General features: G+C 33.2%; 14 protein-coding genes. 8 read left to right on the forward strand and 6 right to left on the reverse strand.

Features of this window, described 5'->3' with window-relative positions:
• The first annotated feature begins 221 nt into the window (after window positions 1-221).
• From mnmG to GKZ86_RS13200, 6 genes are all read left to right on the forward strand, one after another.
• Window positions 222-2,093, forward strand: a complete 1,872-nt coding sequence (gene mnmG, locus GKZ86_RS13175) for a tRNA uridine-5-carboxymethylaminomethyl(34) synthesis enzyme MnmG (RefSeq protein ID WP_154783569.1) — start codon at window positions 222-224, stop codon at window positions 2,091-2,093.
• 434 nt (window positions 2,094-2,527) lie between these two features.
• Entirely contained in the window at window positions 2,528-2,998 is a 471-nt protein-coding gene (locus tag GKZ86_RS13180; protein ID WP_154783570.1) for a hypothetical protein, read from the forward strand.
• An 82-nt stretch (window positions 2,999-3,080) separates the two neighbouring features.
• Entirely contained in the window at window positions 3,081-3,929 is an 849-nt protein-coding gene (locus GKZ86_RS13185; protein ID WP_154783571.1) for a bifunctional 2-polyprenyl-6-hydroxyphenol methylase/3-demethylubiquinol 3-O-methyltransferase UbiG, read from the forward strand.
• A 683-nt stretch (window positions 3,930-4,612) separates the two neighbouring features.
• Window positions 4,613-5,191, forward strand: coding sequence for an OmpH family outer membrane protein (locus GKZ86_RS13190; protein ID WP_154783572.1), 579 nt, complete (start codon window positions 4,613-4,615; stop codon window positions 5,189-5,191).
• A gap of 102 nt (window positions 5,192-5,293) precedes the next feature.
• Complete coding sequence (locus GKZ86_RS13195; protein ID WP_154783573.1) at window positions 5,294-7,573, forward strand: helix-turn-helix domain-containing protein; 2,280 nt, start codon at window positions 5,294-5,296, stop codon at window positions 7,571-7,573.
• A gap of 102 nt (window positions 7,574-7,675) precedes the next feature.
• On the forward strand, window positions 7,676-8,434 hold the full coding sequence (locus GKZ86_RS13200) for a hypothetical protein (protein WP_154783574.1): 759 nt from the start codon (window positions 7,676-7,678) through the stop codon (window positions 8,432-8,434).
• 44 nt (window positions 8,435-8,478) lie between these two features.
• Here GKZ86_RS13200 and GKZ86_RS13205 read toward each other — a convergent pair whose 3' ends face one another.
• Together GKZ86_RS13205 and GKZ86_RS13210 are read right to left on the reverse strand one after the other, a co-directional pair.
• Window positions 8,479-8,940, reverse strand: coding sequence for a hypothetical protein (locus GKZ86_RS13205; RefSeq protein ID WP_154783575.1), 462 nt, complete (start codon window positions 8,938-8,940; stop codon window positions 8,479-8,481).
• Window positions 8,941-9,068: 128 nt separating this feature from the next.
• The gene (locus GKZ86_RS13210) at window positions 9,069-10,037 is read right to left on the reverse strand and encodes an SPOR domain-containing protein (RefSeq protein ID WP_154783576.1); all 969 of its coding nucleotides are present in this window, start codon (window positions 10,035-10,037) and stop codon (window positions 9,069-9,071) included.
• A gap of 257 nt (window positions 10,038-10,294) precedes the next feature.
• Here GKZ86_RS13210 and dprA point away from each other — a divergent pair, with 257 nt between their 5' ends.
• Complete coding sequence (gene dprA / locus GKZ86_RS13215) at window positions 10,295-11,395, forward strand: DNA-processing protein DprA (protein WP_154783577.1); 1,101 nt, start codon at window positions 10,295-10,297, stop codon at window positions 11,393-11,395.
• Window positions 11,396-11,410: 15 nt separating this feature from the next.
• Here dprA and GKZ86_RS13220 read toward each other — a convergent pair whose 3' ends face one another.
• Together GKZ86_RS13220 and trpS are read right to left on the reverse strand one after the other, a co-directional pair.
• A complete protein-coding gene (locus tag GKZ86_RS13220; protein WP_195936678.1) occupies window positions 11,411-11,602 on the reverse strand; it encodes a hypothetical protein in 192 nt (63 codons plus the stop codon).
• Between the two features lie 73 nt (window positions 11,603-11,675).
• Complete coding sequence (gene trpS, locus GKZ86_RS13225) at window positions 11,676-12,650, reverse strand: tryptophan--tRNA ligase (RefSeq protein WP_154783579.1); 975 nt, start codon at window positions 12,648-12,650, stop codon at window positions 11,676-11,678.
• A gap of 294 nt (window positions 12,651-12,944) precedes the next feature.
• Here trpS and GKZ86_RS13230 point away from each other — a divergent pair, with 294 nt between their 5' ends.
• Window positions 12,945-13,700, forward strand: coding sequence for a 1-acyl-sn-glycerol-3-phosphate acyltransferase (locus tag GKZ86_RS13230; RefSeq protein WP_154783580.1), 756 nt, complete (start codon window positions 12,945-12,947; stop codon window positions 13,698-13,700).
• Window positions 13,701-14,255: 555 nt separating this feature from the next.
• On the opposite strand, the gene recA is transcribed toward GKZ86_RS13230, so the two are convergent.
• Together recA and GKZ86_RS13240 are read right to left on the reverse strand one after the other, a co-directional pair.
• The gene (gene recA, locus GKZ86_RS13235) at window positions 14,256-15,263 is read right to left on the reverse strand and encodes a recombinase RecA (protein WP_154783596.1); all 1,008 of its coding nucleotides are present in this window, start codon (window positions 15,261-15,263) and stop codon (window positions 14,256-14,258) included.
• 177 nt (window positions 15,264-15,440) lie between these two features.
• The gene (locus GKZ86_RS13240) at window positions 15,441-15,950 is read right to left on the reverse strand and encodes an acyl-CoA thioesterase (RefSeq protein WP_111284243.1); all 510 of its coding nucleotides are present in this window, start codon (window positions 15,948-15,950) and stop codon (window positions 15,441-15,443) included.
• Window positions 15,951-16,053 lie beyond the last annotated feature (103 nt).

Here is a 16,053-nt window from a genome sequence, read left to right on the forward strand (position 1 = left end):
CGATTTGTTTTTGGTGTAGTTTTTATAATGTTTCACGTGAAACATTATGTGTTCAGTTTTAGGTTTTGAAATAAAACTAACAATTGTTCCACGTGGAACTTTAAAGTTTGATTTGAAACGTGAAACCTGAAACAAAAAAAAACCGTTCCACGTGGAACAAAAGAATATAAAGTTAATTCTGAGAATCGCCTTAAACGGTTTCCAGAGAATAATAAAACAAAATGTTTTTAGAAGAATACGATGTTATTGTAGTTGGTGCAGGTCATGCAGGATCTGAAGCCGCGGCAGCGGCCGCAAATTTAGGATCTAAAACTTTATTGGTAACAATGAGTTTGCAGAACATTGCCCAGATGTCTTGCAACCCCGCGATGGGTGGAATTGCAAAAGGACAAATTGTGCGTGAAATTGATGCGCTTGGTGGATACTCTGGAATTGTTTCAGACCGAACAGCAATTCAATTCAAGATGCTGAACAAATCGAAAGGACCTGCAATGTGGTCGCCGAGAGTTCAAAGTGATCGAATGCGTTTTGCCGAAGAATGGAGAATGATGTTGGAGGGAACTCCAAATTTGGATTTCTACCAAGAGATGGTGAAAGGTTTGATTATCGAGAATGGAAAAATAAAAGGAATCAGAACTTCGCTTGGAGTTGAGATCCGATCTAAATCTGTTGTCTTGACAAATGGAACTTTTTTGAATGGTTTGATTCATATTGGAGAAAAACAATTTGGTGGAGGAAGAGCAGGCGAAAGTGCTGCAACCGGAATTACCGAAGATTTAGTGAAAGCAGGATTTGAAGCTGGAAGAATGAAAACAGGAACGCCACCACGAGTTGATGGACGCTCTTTGGATTATTCTAAAATGAACGAAGAAAAAGGAGATGCAAAACCGGATAAGTTTTCTTATTCGGATTTAACCCTTCCGCTAACACATCAAAGATCGTGTCACATGACATACACATCATTGGATGTTCATGATATTTTGAGAGAAGGTTTTGATCGTTCGCCAATGTTCAACGGAAGGATCAAAAGTCTTGGCCCGAGATATTGTCCTTCGATAGAAGATAAGATAAATCGTTTTGCTGATAAAGAACGTCACCAATTATTTGTTGAGCCGGAAGGTTGGAATACTTGTGAGGTTTACGTAAACGGATTTTCAACTTCGCTTCCGGAAGATATTCAATTTAAAGCATTGCGTTCTGTTGCCGGTTTTGAGAATGTGAAATTCTTTCGTCCGGGTTATGCAATCGAATATGATTATTTCCCGCCAACACAATTGAAGCATACTTTGGAAACAAAGTTAGTTGAAGGTTTATATTTTGCCGGACAGATAAACGGAACGACAGGATATGAAGAAGCAGCATCTCAAGGTTTGATGGCAGGAATAAATGCGCATTTAAAAGTGCACGAAAAAGCGCCGTTAATTTTAAAACGTGATGAAGCCTATATTGGTGTTTTGATCGATGACTTAATTACTAAAGGAACAGAAGAACCATATAGAATGTTTACGTCAAGAGCAGAGTACAGAACTTTGCTTCGTCAGGATAATGCAGATTTTAGATTAACGCCAATGTCTCACGAAATTGGTCTTGCATCTGAAGCTCGTTTACGCAGAATGGAAAAGAAACTAAACGAGTCTGAAAAGATGGTTGCGTTCTTTAAAGAAACAAGTGTTTCGGTTGCAGAAACAAATCCAATTTTAGAAGCGAAAGAAACTGCTCCAATTACACAAGGGGATAAAATGTTTAAAGTATTCTCACGTCCACAAATTGATTTGGAGGATATGATGAAATTCGAAAAGGTAAAAGAATATATAGAATCGAATGATGTAGATCAGGAGATTTTAGAGCAAGCAGAAATTCAGGTTAAATATTCAGGCTATATCGAAAAGGAAAGAAATAACGCTGACAAACTAACTCGTTTAGAAGAAGTGAAAATCCCGGAGAATTTCGATTACAATAAAATTAAATCAATGTCGATTGAAGCAAAACAAAAATTGAGTAAGATTCGTCCTGTAACAATTTCTCAAGCTTCAAGAATAAGCGGAGTATCACCAAGTGATATTTCCGTGCTTTTGATTTATATGGGAAGGTAAAAAAGTCTGCAGTCACAGTTTTTAGTAAACAGTTATTTTATAACTGAAAATTGAAAACTGTGACTGTTAACTTATAATTGTTCCACGTGAAACTTTAAAAGCTTTTGGTCTCAACTTAAAACTTGAAACGAAGAAAACTTGAAACAAAAAGTATTTTGTTCCACATGAAACTTTAAAAGTTTTTGATCTTAACTTGAAACTTGAAACAAAGAAAACTTGAAACAAAAAAATGATTTGTTCCACGTGAAACTAATTTGAGAAAGGCACATTAGTTTTTTATTTATTATTAAGATTTTGATATAGTTTTGTCATTCCGAGGAACGAGGAATCTCCGTTGCAAGATCGACAAAGATTGTTTCTTTTGATTATGGAGTTATTTGTAGATCTCTTTTTCTTCGGAATGATAAAAGGGCTAAATCTGAAATTTCACAATTATGAAAATCATTGAAAAAGAAATCTTATTATTAGAAGAAAAAGAAATTTTACGTGTGATTCGAAACAATGAATTTCCAGCTCAATTCAATTATCATACAATTGAAGAATTTGAAGTTTATATAAATGGTTTATCAAATGCAAAACATTATTTACTTCTTGACGAAGAAAATGAAATTCAGGGTTGGGCATTTACTTTTTTGAGAGAAGAAGAAGATTGGTTTTCTATAATGTTGAATAAGCAATTTCAAGGAAAAGGAAATGGTTCACTTTTACTTCAGAAATTAAAAAAGAACAATAGTAATTTGAGTGGTTGGGTTATAGATCATGAAAATGATATAAAACAAAATAAAGAACAATATAAATCACCATTATTATTTTATATTATTAATGGCTTTAATGTTCTTTCGGAAATAAGAATTGAAAATGAAAAAATATCTGCTGTCAAAATAATTTGGAACCGCAAAGAATAAATAAAAAAACTGACCCAAAAAGTTCAACTTGTACTTTTTGGGTCTTGCTATAAAATTAAACTAAAAACACTTAAAATTAAAAATGGACGTTTTAAATAAAAAACATTTTCTTACTGTAAAAGACCATTCTGTTTCTAAAGAAATTTTCGATTTGTATCACGACGAAAATTTAGACATGTTGATTACATCTCCACAACCTGATTTAGAAAATTTAGGAAGATATTACGAAAGCGAAGATTATATTTCGCACACCGATAACAAACGTTCGTTATTTGAAAAAGCCTATCATTTTGTAAAAAATATTGCGCTGAAAAATAAATTGAATCTGATCAACGGAGAACAATCTCAAAAAGGAAAAATTTTAGACATTGGTGCCGGAACAGGAGATTTTTTATTAACGGCAAAAAATGACGGTTGGGAAACTGTTGGAGTAGAACCAAGCGAAAGAGCAAAAAATATTGCAATGCAAAAAGGAATTTCTTTTGTGGACGAAATTAGCGTTCTCGAAAATAATTCTTTTGATGTGATTACAATGTGGCACGTTTTAGAACACGTTCCAAATTTAGAATTACAAATCCAGGAATTGAAGCGTTTGCTAAAACCAACTGGAACTTTAATTGTTGCGGTTCCAAACTTCAAATCGTACGACGCAAATTATTATCAGGAGTTTTGGGCAGCATTTGATGTGCCAATTCATTTTTGGCATTTTTCAAAAAAAGCCATTCAGTCGCTTTTTGAAAAAGTAGATATGAAGTTAGAAAAAGTACTTCCAATGAAATTTGATTCTTTTTACGTGAGCCTTTTATCAGAAAAATATAAAACAGGAAAAATGAATTACATCAGTGCTTTTTTTGTTGGTTTACGATCAAATTTAAAAGCGAGTAAAACAAAAGAGTATTCATCGCACATTTATGTCTTAAAAAACAGCTAAAACGCAAAATAGACGCATTTAAGACGTCTTCTTGGGTGAAACGAGGGTTTGTGTCGTCTTTCCTGAGAAAACAGCTCTAATTAAAGCTATGAAAGCCACTTTTAATAGTGATATTTTATAGCTTTTTTTACATCCATAAAGAAAACCAATACCTTGAAATTGCTGCTTTTTTTGGAATTTTTTCTTGTTTTTTCCGATTTTAAATTTTGGATTTCATCAAACAAAAAATTCCGAGTTTTTTGTTTTTTCGCTTCCGGTTTTTCGTTTCTCAAAAAATGAAATTTAAAAAAAGTCTCGATAAAAAATTTTGTCTCAATTTTTCAAAAAAAAGCGAAACTTTAAAAATGAATATTTTTTAACTCAAATTTTCATCAGATTCAAAAACGGAAATTCAAAAAAGTTTTAAACACGGTATTATAGACGAAAAAAGGATCAAAACTTAAAATAAGCGTATTTATGGCATTTTCTTCGGTAAATTGAGGCTTTGTATTGTCTTTTTTGAGAAATCAGCTGTAACAAAAGCTATGAAAGCCACTTTTAATAGTGATATTTTATAGTAACATTTTAATCTATAAATAAAACCAATATCATAAAATTATAGCATTTTTTAAACTTTATGTTGATGCTATTTATTTTTTTATATTTTTGTCTTTATTACTTTAAAAAAATTAGAAATTTAGAAAATGAAAAAAGCATTAGTAATTATCGCACTTTCAATTTTAGTTGTTTCATGTGGTAAAACAGCAGAAGTTAAGGAAGTAAAAACAGCTTACGTTGATACTTCAGTTTTAATGAAAGAGTACACTGAAGCAAAAGATCTTGAAGCTAAATATAAAGCTCAGGCAGAAGAAAAAGGAAGACAGCTACAAGCGGAAATTACTCGTTTTAAACAAGACGCTGCTAATTTTCAAAGTCAGGCGCAGGCTAATGGTCAGCAATGGGCACAACAAAGAGGAGCTGAATTGCAAAAAAGAGAACAACAATTGGGTTATGCTCAACAAGCTTTATCTCAACAATTACAACAAGAAAGTGGTGTTGAAATGGATTCTCTTGTAAGCGGAGTTAAAAAATTCATCAAAGAATACGGTAAGAAAAACGGTTATTCTTATATCTACGGAACTGGTGATGCTGCAACTGTTTTATACGCAGAAGAAAAATATGATATCACAAAAGACATCATTAAAGCTTTGAATGATAAATACAAAGCAGAACCAAAAACAGAAACAAAAGCAGTTAAAGAAGGTGAAGAGGCAAAAAAATAATTACCAAACTAACTAAACTACTTAAAACCTAAATCTAACTTAGATTTAGGTTTTTTTCTTTTATAAAAACGCCATACTTTTAGTTTTTCAATACAATCCATAATGCAAAACGTTTCAGAAGCAGCTGCTTACACCTTACAATTCATCAATCAAACGCAAAAATCTATTTTTCTTACCGGTAAAGCCGGTACAGGAAAAACAACACTTTTGCGCGAAATAATTGCCACAACACACAAAAATACCGTAGTAGTGGCACCAACCGGAATTGCTGCGCTAAATGCCGGCGGTGTAACGATTCATTCGATGTTTCAGTTGCCTTTTTCGGCCTTTATTCCCACGTATGATGAAGCTTCCCAATTTACTGAAACAGTAAAATTTGAAAACAAGGAAACACTGCGAAGACACTTCAAAATGAACAATGTAAAGCGTAATGTGATTAAAAACATGGAGCTTTTAATTATTGATGAAGTCAGTATGTTGCGCGCAGATTTACTGGACGCAATTGATTTTATGATGCAGACCGTTCGTAGAAATTCCTATGCTTTCGGTGGCGTTCAGGTACTTTTTATTGGCGATTTATTGCAATTACCGCCCGTAATTCGGGACGAAGAATGGAGAACTTTGCGTAATTATTACAAAGGGAAATTCTTCTTTCATTCGCATGTAATTCAGCAAAATCCGCCGTTGTATATCGAATTATCTAAAATTTATCGTCAGTCTGATGATACTTTTATTTCAGTTTTAAACAATCTTCGAAACAATCAGATCTCACCACAGGATATTCAGGTTTTGAACGAATATGTTAAGCCTGATTTTGACTTAAAAAACAATCCGGGATATATTACACTTACAACACATAACGCCAAAGCCGATTCGATGAACGAACAGGCTATTAATGACTTAGCAGGAAATGAATTTTCGTTTCAACCCTTTGTTGTGGGCGATTTTCCCGAAAAAATCTTTCCGGTAGAAGAAAATCTGAAACTTAAAGTTGGTGCACAGGTTATGTTCGTTAAAAACGATTTATCTTTTGAAAAAAGGTATTTTAACGGAAAAATGGGCGTTATAAAATCACTTTCGCCCGAAGAAATCTTTGTGCATTTCCCTGAAGAAAACAAAACCATTGAAGTAGAAAAATACGAATGGAAAAACATTCGATACAAAGTAAATGACCTTACCAAAGAAGTCGAAGAAGAGGTTTTAGGCACATTTGCGCATTATCCGCTAAAATTAGCCTGGGCAATTACGGTTCATAAAAGTCAGGGACTAACTTTTGAGAAAGCTGCGCTCGATGTATCGCAAGTTTTTCTGCCCGGACAAGCCTATGTTGCATTATCACGTTTAACTTCCTTAAACGGGCTTATTTTGCTTTCTCCGTTGCAAATGAATGGTATTTCTAACGATCAGGATGTAATGGATTATGCTTTGAACAAAGCAACCGAAGATGTTTTAAAAAATTCACTTCATTTTGAAACCAAGAATTTTATTCATAACTATTTGATTAACAGTTTTAACTGGACAGATTTAGCACAAGAATGGCGCAATCATCGTTTTAGTTATAACGAAAATGCTGCAAACTCAGAAAAAGCAAAACATTCAGTTTGGGCGCACAAACGTTTAGAAACAATTGATGCCTTGGTAGATCCATCTCAGAAATTCGTGAATCAGCTCAATAAAATTTTCAATAAAGAAACCGTAGACCTGTTTTTTGTTCAGGAAAGAGTAGAGGCAGCTTACGATTACTTTTTTAAACCAATGGACAAACTGGTTACGGATCTTTTGCAAAAAATGGCCGAAATTCAGAAATTCAAAAAGGTAAAAGAGTTTTATGAAGATCTGGCTTTTCTGGATGATTTACAAACCAAAGCAGTTTTACGCTTAATGAAGGCTAAATTGCTTATAGAAATTGTTGTTAGAGGAGAAAGCATCTCTAAAGAGAAATTGTCGTCTACAGCGATTAAAAACTACAAATTAGATAAGGTTGCCAAGATCCGCGAGGAACTCAATATGGCGAATACGGATATTTTTAAAACAGAAGAACCTGCAGTGCGATACACAGCCAGGAAATTAGATAAAAACGAGCCGAAAGCAGCTAAGAAAACAACCGTAGAAGAAACACACGATTTATGGTTGCAAAAAAACTCGATTCAGGATATTGCCAGAATTCGAAAACTTAATACGCAAACCATTGAAACGCATTTGATTAAATTAATTCAGGCCAAGAAAGTAGAGATTTCTGATGTTCTGTCTTATGATAAAATCCTGGCACTTCGAGATGCTTTTGAGTTTTATCAGGAAGAATCCCTAAACGGTTTAAAAGAAAAACACGGCGATGAATTTACCTGGGACGAACTTAAAATGTTCAAGGCTAGTATAAACTGATTTTAGATTTTTTATGTGCGTTCGCGTTTAGATTTTGTAACTTGGGTTTATATTCTAAATTTTTAGAATCAAAAATAAAAACATTATGTAAAATAGAAAATCATGAAAAAGCTTATATACATTGCATTAATTATTTTTTCTGTCACAAATGCTTCGGGACAGGAACTTAAAAAAGAATATCAAAAGTTCATTCAAACTTTTATTGATAACGTAAAAGGGGATAAGAAAGAAGAAATTGCAAAGATCATTTCATATCCGTTAAAAAGGGAAAACCCTATTCCTTCAATCAAAAATAAAGCGGAATTTATTAAGCGATATTCTGAAGTTTTTGATGCTGATTTGAAGAAAGAGATAACATCGTCAAAACCCGATAAAGACTGGTCAGAAGTGGGATGGCGCGGTATTATGCTAAATAACGGTACGATCTGGATTGATACTGATGGAAAATTGAAAACGATAAACTATCAGTCTGCATATGAAAAGGAATTAAAAGCTAAGCTGATTGCCTCTCAAAAGAAGAATCTACATTCGAGCATTGCTAATTTTAAGAAACCATTGTATGTTTTGGAAACTGCTAAATTTCGAATTCGAATAGATGATTTAGGAAATGAGAATTACAGATATGCTTCCTGGTCAATTAAAAAGGGAATGAATGAAAAACCGGATTTGATTATCTCTAACGGAAAATGGAGTGCTGAAGGAAGCGGAGGAAACAGCAAATTTGAATTTAAAAGCGGTGGTTATCTTTACGAATGCTATATCATTGTTTTAGGCACTTCAGATTCACCGCCGGCAACTTTAACGATTTACGAGAACAATAAAGAAATTCTTTCTCAGAATGCTAAAATTGTTCCACGTTAAACAAAAAAAATCCTATTCATAACGAATAGGATTTTTTTTTGTTTTTATACTTGAGCTCTAAGCTTATCCAGCTTTTTTTGCTGATCTACTTGCTTTGATTTTAGTTTTTGAATTTGAAGTTCATTCTCTTTTATTTTTACTTTTTGCTTTTGAGCATCTTCTTCAGAAAGTGAACTCAATTTCCCGTTAATCTTTTGGTTTTCAGATTCTAATTTGGAAATTTTCTTTTCATTGTTTTGAATGTCTTTTTCAGAATTTTTCAATTCTTTTTGACTTTTTTCAAGCTTCTTTTGTTCCTTTTTTAATTTTGCCTGCTGATCTTTCAGTTTATCCTGCTCGTCTTCAAGCTTTTTGTGATATTCATCTGCTGATCTCTGAGCTTCTTTTGCAGCTCTTTTTTCTGACTCAATTTGCGCTTTGTTTGTAGTCACAATTTCCTGAGCATAAAAGTGTTGTGTATTCAGGATAATAAAAAAAGCAAATAATAATTTTAATGTTTTTTTCATGGTATATTCTTGTTATTTGAGAGTAACAAAAATATATGTTTGGAGTTATAAACGGTAACTGTTCAGGTTTTTTATTAAATAAAATAAGCCAAAAAAAAACCTATTCAATTGAATAGGTTTTTGAAGTTTTATAAAGATTCGATTAAAATCCAGGCATCCGGATTTTCACCTTTTTGAATTTCTTTTTGAGCTTTTTCTGCTTCTGCCATAGTTGGATAACTACCATACAAAACTGGAAATAAACCGTGTTTGTTTTCTCCAAGCATACGCGCCTTATAACCATCTTTTATAAGTTGATCATACGCCTTTTTAGCATTTTGTTCGCTTCTAAAAGCACCGGCCATAATGTGATAAGGCATTGTTTTTACTTCAACTGTTTCTGTTTTTGCAGAATCGACAGAAAGAGTTACAGCCGGCAACGGATTCTGAATTAAGAATGTTGCTTCCTGTATTTTGTTTTCAACCTTTTTTTGTACCGCACTTTCAACAATAAGTGTCTGGTTTGCAATTTGGTTTTGGTATAATGGATATCCAATACTTCCCGTAATTCCAAGACCTAAAACAAAAATAGCAGCATATCTCAAATACGATTTAGAAGATCTAGCTTCTCCTTCGTTTTCATTTAAAGCAATAGTTTCTCTTTCTTCAAGCGCTTCCAGGTTTTTCTCGAAAATTTCTCTTTTTACCAAAGGAGAAACAAACGGACTTAATCCGAAAGAACTTGCCAGATAATTGTGTTGATCGTTTGGAGTAAAAACCATGTTTTGATCAGCATTCAAGCGAATGTCACCAATATTTTTCAGGTTTAAAGTACCAAATTCTTCTAATGTTTTTTTCCAGGTTAAAACCTCAAAAGCAATAGCGCTTACAGCAAAACCGTAAGAAGTATTTTCTGCAAGGGCAATATGGTTCGCTAATAATCCGTCGTTGTTTTTTAACAGACCATTGAATGAAATCGTTTTTTTAGGTGGAAAAAACGAATTTGTACTTTCATTAACCTGAGTAGGGTGAATTTCTGTTAGAAATGCCCCAAATCCAGGAACCGTTATACATTGATAACGATACAATAATTGCGCGATGTAAGTTTCGATTTTCATAGTAACAAAGTTATGCAACGAATATAGTTATCAAAATTTTATTCACAATTTTTATTAACAATCCACATATTTTTTTAGTTAATTAGTTTTCAAATAGTTAAATATAATTAATGATTTCGTAAAACAAATGCGGAATCAATAATTTGTTATTTTTTAAAAGAATTTACTTCTAATTTATATATTTGCCATTCCTGAATTGTTCTAAAATAATTAATTCGCAGGAAAATATTCGCCACATAAAAACAAGATTCAAACCAATGTCAGATCAAGATTTATTTTATTTATTAGCCTTACTAAAAGTGGATGGCGTAGGCGATATTATGGCCAAAAAACTGCTCAAACATTTTGGTTCTGCCGAGGCTATTTTTAAAACAAAATCAAGCCAAATTGCTGCTATTGATGGAGTTGGATCTGTTTTACTCAAAAAATTAAAAGATCAAACGATTTTTGAAAAAGCGAATCAGGAACTTGAATTCATTAAATCGAACAACATTAACGTATCTTTTTTTCAGGACGAAAGTTATCCTGATCGCCTGAAACATTGTATAGATTCGCCTGTTTTGATTTTTACAGCCGGAAATATAAATTTAAAAAACAAAAGAATTATCAGTATTGTCGGAACTCGCCAAATTACTTCATACGGAACCGAGTTTTGCAAAAAACTAATCGAAGATTTGGCACCGTTGGATCCTGTAATAGTTAGTGGCTTTGCTTATGGCGTTGATATTGTAGCGCATCAATTAGCGATGGAACATAACCTGCAAACTATTGGTGTTTTGGCACATGGTTTAAATCAAATTTATCCGAAAACACATAAAAAGTATGTAGCAAAAATGGAAGAAAATGGTGGTTTTATTACTGAATTTTGGAGCTCTGCGAATCCTGATAAAGAAAATTTCGTACGCCGAAACCGTATTGTTGCCGGCATGACTGAAGCCACAATTGTTATAGAATCTGCAGATAAAGGCGGTTCGTTAATCACGGCCAATTTAGCAAACGATTATAATCGTGATGTTTTTGCCGTTCCCGGAAGAGTTACAGATAAATACAGTCAGGGTTGCAATGATTTGATTAAAACTCAAAAAGCAAGCGTACTTTCGAGCGCCGCAGATTTGGTTTACATGCTCAATTGGGATGTAGAGAATAAAGCAAAACCCGTACAAAAAATGCTGTTCGTAGAACTAGAATTAGACGAACAAAAAGTCTATGATTTTCTATTAAAAAACGGAAAAGAATTAATGGATATTATTGCACTTCGATGCGATTTCCCGATTTATAAAATCTCAGGATTGCTATTAAATATGGAGCTTAAAGGCGTTATTCGTCCGTTGCCGGGGAAACTTTTCGAGGCAATTTAATGAGTTATCTTGTGATTAAAAATGCAGTGTTTCTCCAACTTTGGATTCTTTTATTTTTTTAATAATTTCTTCACCATGTTCGTAAGATGAACATTGAACGATTATCTTGTTGGGAGCGTTTTTTATATCATTCACAACAGCTAGATTTCCAGCCATCATAACGTTTATTTTTAGCGTTCCTATAATTTTTGGTCTAACAATTTTCACAGTACTGTTTAGAAATTTTTTTAGTTTCTAAAAAAACCTGTCAGGTTTTTAAAACCTGACAGGTTTGCAATTCTTATTTCCCAAATCCAAGAACTTCTCGAACTTTAGTCAAAACACCATCAGCAACGACAGAAGCTTTTGCAGCACCTTTTTTCAAAAGAGCATCAACTTCTTCAAGGTTGTTTATGTAGTAATTATATTTTTCTCTTTCTGTTTTAAATTTTTCTGTAATCAATTCAAAAAGAGCTTGTTTTGCGTGACCGTAACCGTAATTTCCGCCTAAATAATTGGCTCTCATTTCTGCAATTTGAGTTTCATTTGCCAGTAATGAATAAATAGCAAAAGCATTACAAGTATCCGGATTTTTTGGTTCTTCAAGCGGAGTACTATCGGTTTCGATACTCATAACTTGCTTGCGAAGCGTTTTATCATCCAGGAAAATATTGATAATATTATTGGCAGATTTACTCATTTTACCTCCATTTGTTCCCGGAATCAACATGCTGTCTTCCTGAATTTTAGCTTCTGGAATTACAAAAGTTTCTCCCATTTGGTGATTAAATCTTGAAGCTACGTCGCGTGTAATTTCTAAATGCTGCAATTGATCTTTTCCTACCGGAACAAATTCTGCATCATAAAGTAAAATATCTGCAGCCATCAACATCGGATAAGTAAAAAGTCCGGCATTTACATCATCTAAACGATCGGCTTTATCTTTGAAAGAATGCGCCAAAGTCAAACGTTGAAACGGAAAAAAGCAACTTAAATACCAAGTCAATTCAGCAGTTTGCGTTACATCAGATTGTCTGTAAAAAGTAACTTTATCAGGATTTAGACCACACGCAAGCCATGCAGCTGCGGTGCTATATGTATTTTCTCTTAATGTTTTTCCGTCTTTTATCTGTGTAATCGAATGTAAATCAGCTATAAACAAATAAGATTCGTTTGCCGGATTATTAGATAATTCAATTGCCGGAATAATTGCTCCCAACAAATTGCCCAAGTGTGGCGTTCCAGTACTTTGAACACCAGTAAGTATTTTTGCCATTCTAGTTTTTTTCTTAATTGCAAATTTCGTTTTTTTAACGCAAAGTGCACAAAGTTTTTTCGTTAAGTGTTTAAAGTTTTTCTTTTTACCGCAGAGAGCGCAAAGTTTTTACAAGATTTAAAGAGATTAATAGATAGCCTTGTATCTTTTTGCACGCAATGTATCAGTTTGCTATTTAACTTCTTTTCTCTGCGAAAAAACTTTGCGCTCTCTGCGGTAAAAAAACATTGCAGTTTGCATACTACCATAAATTCTTTCATCAAAAATTCATTTCTGTTTATTACATTTGAATCTATGAAAGGAATTAAAATTGTTTTTTGGGTTTTGTGGCGCATTTGGTTTTACATTGTAATGGCCATTCCGATATTGATTATGCTGCCGTTTCTGGTGGTTTCTATACTAACCGAAAGTGGATATCCCTATTTCTTTAAAATGGCCCGCATTTGGGCTAAATTCATCCTTTTCGGAATGGGTTTTTATTATAAAATCGGACGTCTTCAAAAACTTGAAAAAGGAAAGAGCTACATGATTGTTGCAAATCATACCTCAATGACCGACATAATGCTGATGCTGGCCGTTGTTAAAAATCCGTTTGTTTTTGTAGGAAAGAAAGAGCTTTCTAAAATCCCTTTATTTGGATTTTTCTATAAAAGAACTTGTATTTTAGTTGACAGAAATTCATCTAAAAGTAAAAATGAAGTTTTTAAAAGAGCTCAAAGCAGACTTAATCAAGGACTTAGTATTTGTATTTTTCCTGAAGGAGGCGTTCCTGACGATGAATCGATTTTACTGGACGAATTTAAAGATGGTGCTTTTCGATTGGCAATAGATCATCAAATTCCAATTGTACCCATCGTTTTTGCCGATAATAAAGAACGTTTTTCGTATACTTTTTTAAGCGGAAGCCCGGGAAAAATGCGTGGAAAAATATTGCCGTTTATAGAAACGAAAGGATTAACCAGTGAAAACAGAAAAGAGTTAAGAGATGAAACCAGGCAATTGATTTACAAAGGATTACTCGAATTTAAAAAAGAAGATTTAAAAGAATAAAAATTAAAAAACCCGACAATCTCATAAAAAGATTGCCGGGTTTTATTTTGAATTAAAACCCCTTTTATATTCAAAATTTATCGGTGTATTATTTTTTCAGAAATGAATCGTAATACTTTTTTAATTTTTAATTTGGTTTTTCTGCGGTTTTTATTCAGCAACAGTTCTATCTTCTCCTTCATGATTCAAAATATTAACGGTTGATAATAAAGAGTTTTTAAAAACTCAAGCTAACGTCACAATTAGTAGACAGCGAAAAGTAAAAATGGTTGCGTTGTAAATAGAAAATTCTTAAAAAAAATTATAAAAAAACCGTTAGGACCAAAACGGAACTAACGGGTTTAATCCGAACAAACAACCAAATTTATTCTAAAAAGTCATTGACAGTGGCATTTATGGCCAATACCGTATCAAAATCTTAATGTCTATTTATTAGATATAAATTTTAATAAATGGTTGCGTCATTTTTTATTTTTTTGAAATAAAAAACCCGGTAAGTTCTAAAACGTACCGGGTTTAAAATATAAAGTATTGATTTTAAAAGACTTTTAAAGTTTAAGCGCTAGCCAATTCTTTAATATGTGCTTTAATTTTAACTTCTAATTCGTCAGCTAATTCAGGATTATCTTTAATTAAAGCTTTTACAGCATCACGACCTTGTCCTAATTTTGTATCACCGTAACTAAACCAAGATCCAGCTTTTTTAACGATTTCAAATTCAACCGCTAAATCAAGAATTTCTCCTGTTTTAGAAACTCCTTCTCCGTACATAATGTCGAATTCGGCAGTTTTAAATGGCGGAGCAACTTTGTTTTTTACCACTTTTACTTTAGTTCTGTTTCCGATAACATTTTCTCCATCTTTAATTTGAGAAGAACGACGAATATCTAAACGTACTGAAGCGTAGAATTTTAAGGCATTACCACCCGTTGTAGTTTCAGGATTTCCAAACATAACACCAATTTTCTCTCTCAACTGGTTGATGAAGAAAACAGTACAATTTGTTTTGCTAATAGTTCCCGTTAATTTTCTCAAAGCCTGAGACATCAAACGTGCGTGAAGACCCATTTTAGAATCTCCCATTTCACCTTCAATTTCACTTTTTGGAGTTAATGCAGCAACCGAGTCAATTACAACAATATCAATTGCCCCTGAACGAATTAAGTTTTCGGCAATTTCTAAAGCTTGTTCACCATTGTCTGGTTGAGAGATGATTAGGTTTTCGATATCTACGCCTAATTTTTCAGCATAATTTCTATCAAAAGCATGTTCCGCATCTATAAAAGCAGCAATTCCTCCAGCCTTTTGAGCTTCTGCAATTGCATGTAATGTTAATGTCGTTTTACCAGAAGATTCCGGTCCGTAAATTTCAATAATTCTTCCTCTTGGATAACCATTTACGCCAAGGGCTAAATCAACACCAAGAGAACCTGAAGAAATTGTTTCGACCTCTACAATGGCTTTATCGCCCATTTTCATTACAGTCCCTTTTCCGTAAGTTTTATCTAGTTTGTCAAGCGTAAGCTGTAACGCTTTTAATTTGGCATCTTTCTCTGAACTCATCTCTTTTTTTTCTTTTTCTTTCATCTAAATTTTTATAATTCTTTCATTTTCAAAAACAAATCAGAAATTTAATAACATACTGATTTAGATTTGTATCAGGCTTGTAATTTTGTAAAAATACTTCTTTTTTTTGAAGTTTCATTTATCCAAATTGTTCCAAATTGTCACAAATTGGTGCTATAAAAACAAAGCCTTTAATTCTGTGGCATCAGAAGGTTTTATTTTTCCGGCAAGCAATAAACTCAATTGTTTACGACGCAAAGCAGCATCAAAACGTTGTATTTCAAGTTCAGTTTCAGGAACAATTGCAGGTACTTCAACAGGTCTTCCGGTATCATCAACCGCAACAAAAGTATAAATAGCTTCATTGGCTTTTGTTCTGTTTCCGGATTCACGATCTTCTACCCAAACATCGATAAAAACTTCCATAGAACTTTTGAAAGATCTGGATACTTTTGCTTCAACAGTAACAACACTTCCTAACGAAATGGCTCTGTTAAAAGCAACGTGATTTACAGAAGCTGTAACCACAATTCGGCGTGAATGTCTGCGGGCTGCAATACTCGCGGCGCGATCCATTCGGGCTAACAATTCGCCACCAAAAAGGTTATTTAAAGGATTTGTTTCACTTGGTAAAACTAAATCGGTTAATATAGTTAGGGATTCTGAAGGGTGTTTTGGATTCATTTTTTTGATAATAATTTTATTTTTTGCCATCGATTTTACAGATTAAAATGATTAGAAAAAATCGGTGAGAATCTGTGAAATTTGTAGCTTATTTTTTTAAAAA

This window comes from Flavobacterium sp. LC2016-13 (assembly GCF_009707955.1).
In the GTDB taxonomy this organism is placed as follows: domain Bacteria; phylum Bacteroidota; class Bacteroidia; order Flavobacteriales; family Flavobacteriaceae; genus Flavobacterium.

Bases quoted from the DNA above. Each gene is read 5' to 3' on its own strand.
- mnmG (WP_154783569.1), top strand. From the start codon at position 222: ATGTTTTTAGAAGAATACGATGTTATTGTAGTTGGTGCAGGTCATGCA.
- GKZ86_RS13180 (WP_154783570.1), top strand. From the start codon at position 2,528: ATGAAAATCATTGAAAAAGAAATCTTATTATTAGAAGAAAAAGAAATT.
- GKZ86_RS13185 (WP_154783571.1), top strand. From the start codon at position 3,081: ATGGACGTTTTAAATAAAAAACATTTTCTTACTGTAAAAGACCATTCT.
- GKZ86_RS13190 (WP_154783572.1), top strand. From the start codon at position 4,613: ATGAAAAAAGCATTAGTAATTATCGCACTTTCAATTTTAGTTGTTTCA.
- GKZ86_RS13195 (WP_154783573.1), top strand. From the start codon at position 5,294: ATGCAAAACGTTTCAGAAGCAGCTGCTTACACCTTACAATTCATCAAT.
- GKZ86_RS13200 (WP_154783574.1), top strand. From the start codon at position 7,676: ATGAAAAAGCTTATATACATTGCATTAATTATTTTTTCTGTCACAAAT.
- GKZ86_RS13205 (WP_154783575.1), bottom strand. From the start codon at position 8,940: ATGAAAAAAACATTAAAATTATTATTTGCTTTTTTTATTATCCTGAAT.
- GKZ86_RS13210 (WP_154783576.1), bottom strand. From the start codon at position 10,037: ATGAAAATCGAAACTTACATCGCGCAATTATTGTATCGTTATCAATGT.
- dprA (WP_154783577.1), top strand. From the start codon at position 10,295: ATGTCAGATCAAGATTTATTTTATTTATTAGCCTTACTAAAAGTGGAT.
- trpS (WP_154783579.1), bottom strand. From the start codon at position 12,650: ATGGCAAAAATACTTACTGGTGTTCAAAGTACTGGAACGCCACACTTG.
- GKZ86_RS13230 (WP_154783580.1), top strand. From the start codon at position 12,945: ATGAAAGGAATTAAAATTGTTTTTTGGGTTTTGTGGCGCATTTGGTTT.
- recA (WP_154783596.1), bottom strand. From the start codon at position 15,263: ATGAGTTCAGAGAAAGATGCCAAATTAAAAGCGTTACAGCTTACGCTT.
- GKZ86_RS13240 (WP_111284243.1), bottom strand. From the start codon at position 15,950: ATGAATCCAAAACACCCTTCAGAATCCCTAACTATATTAACCGATTTA.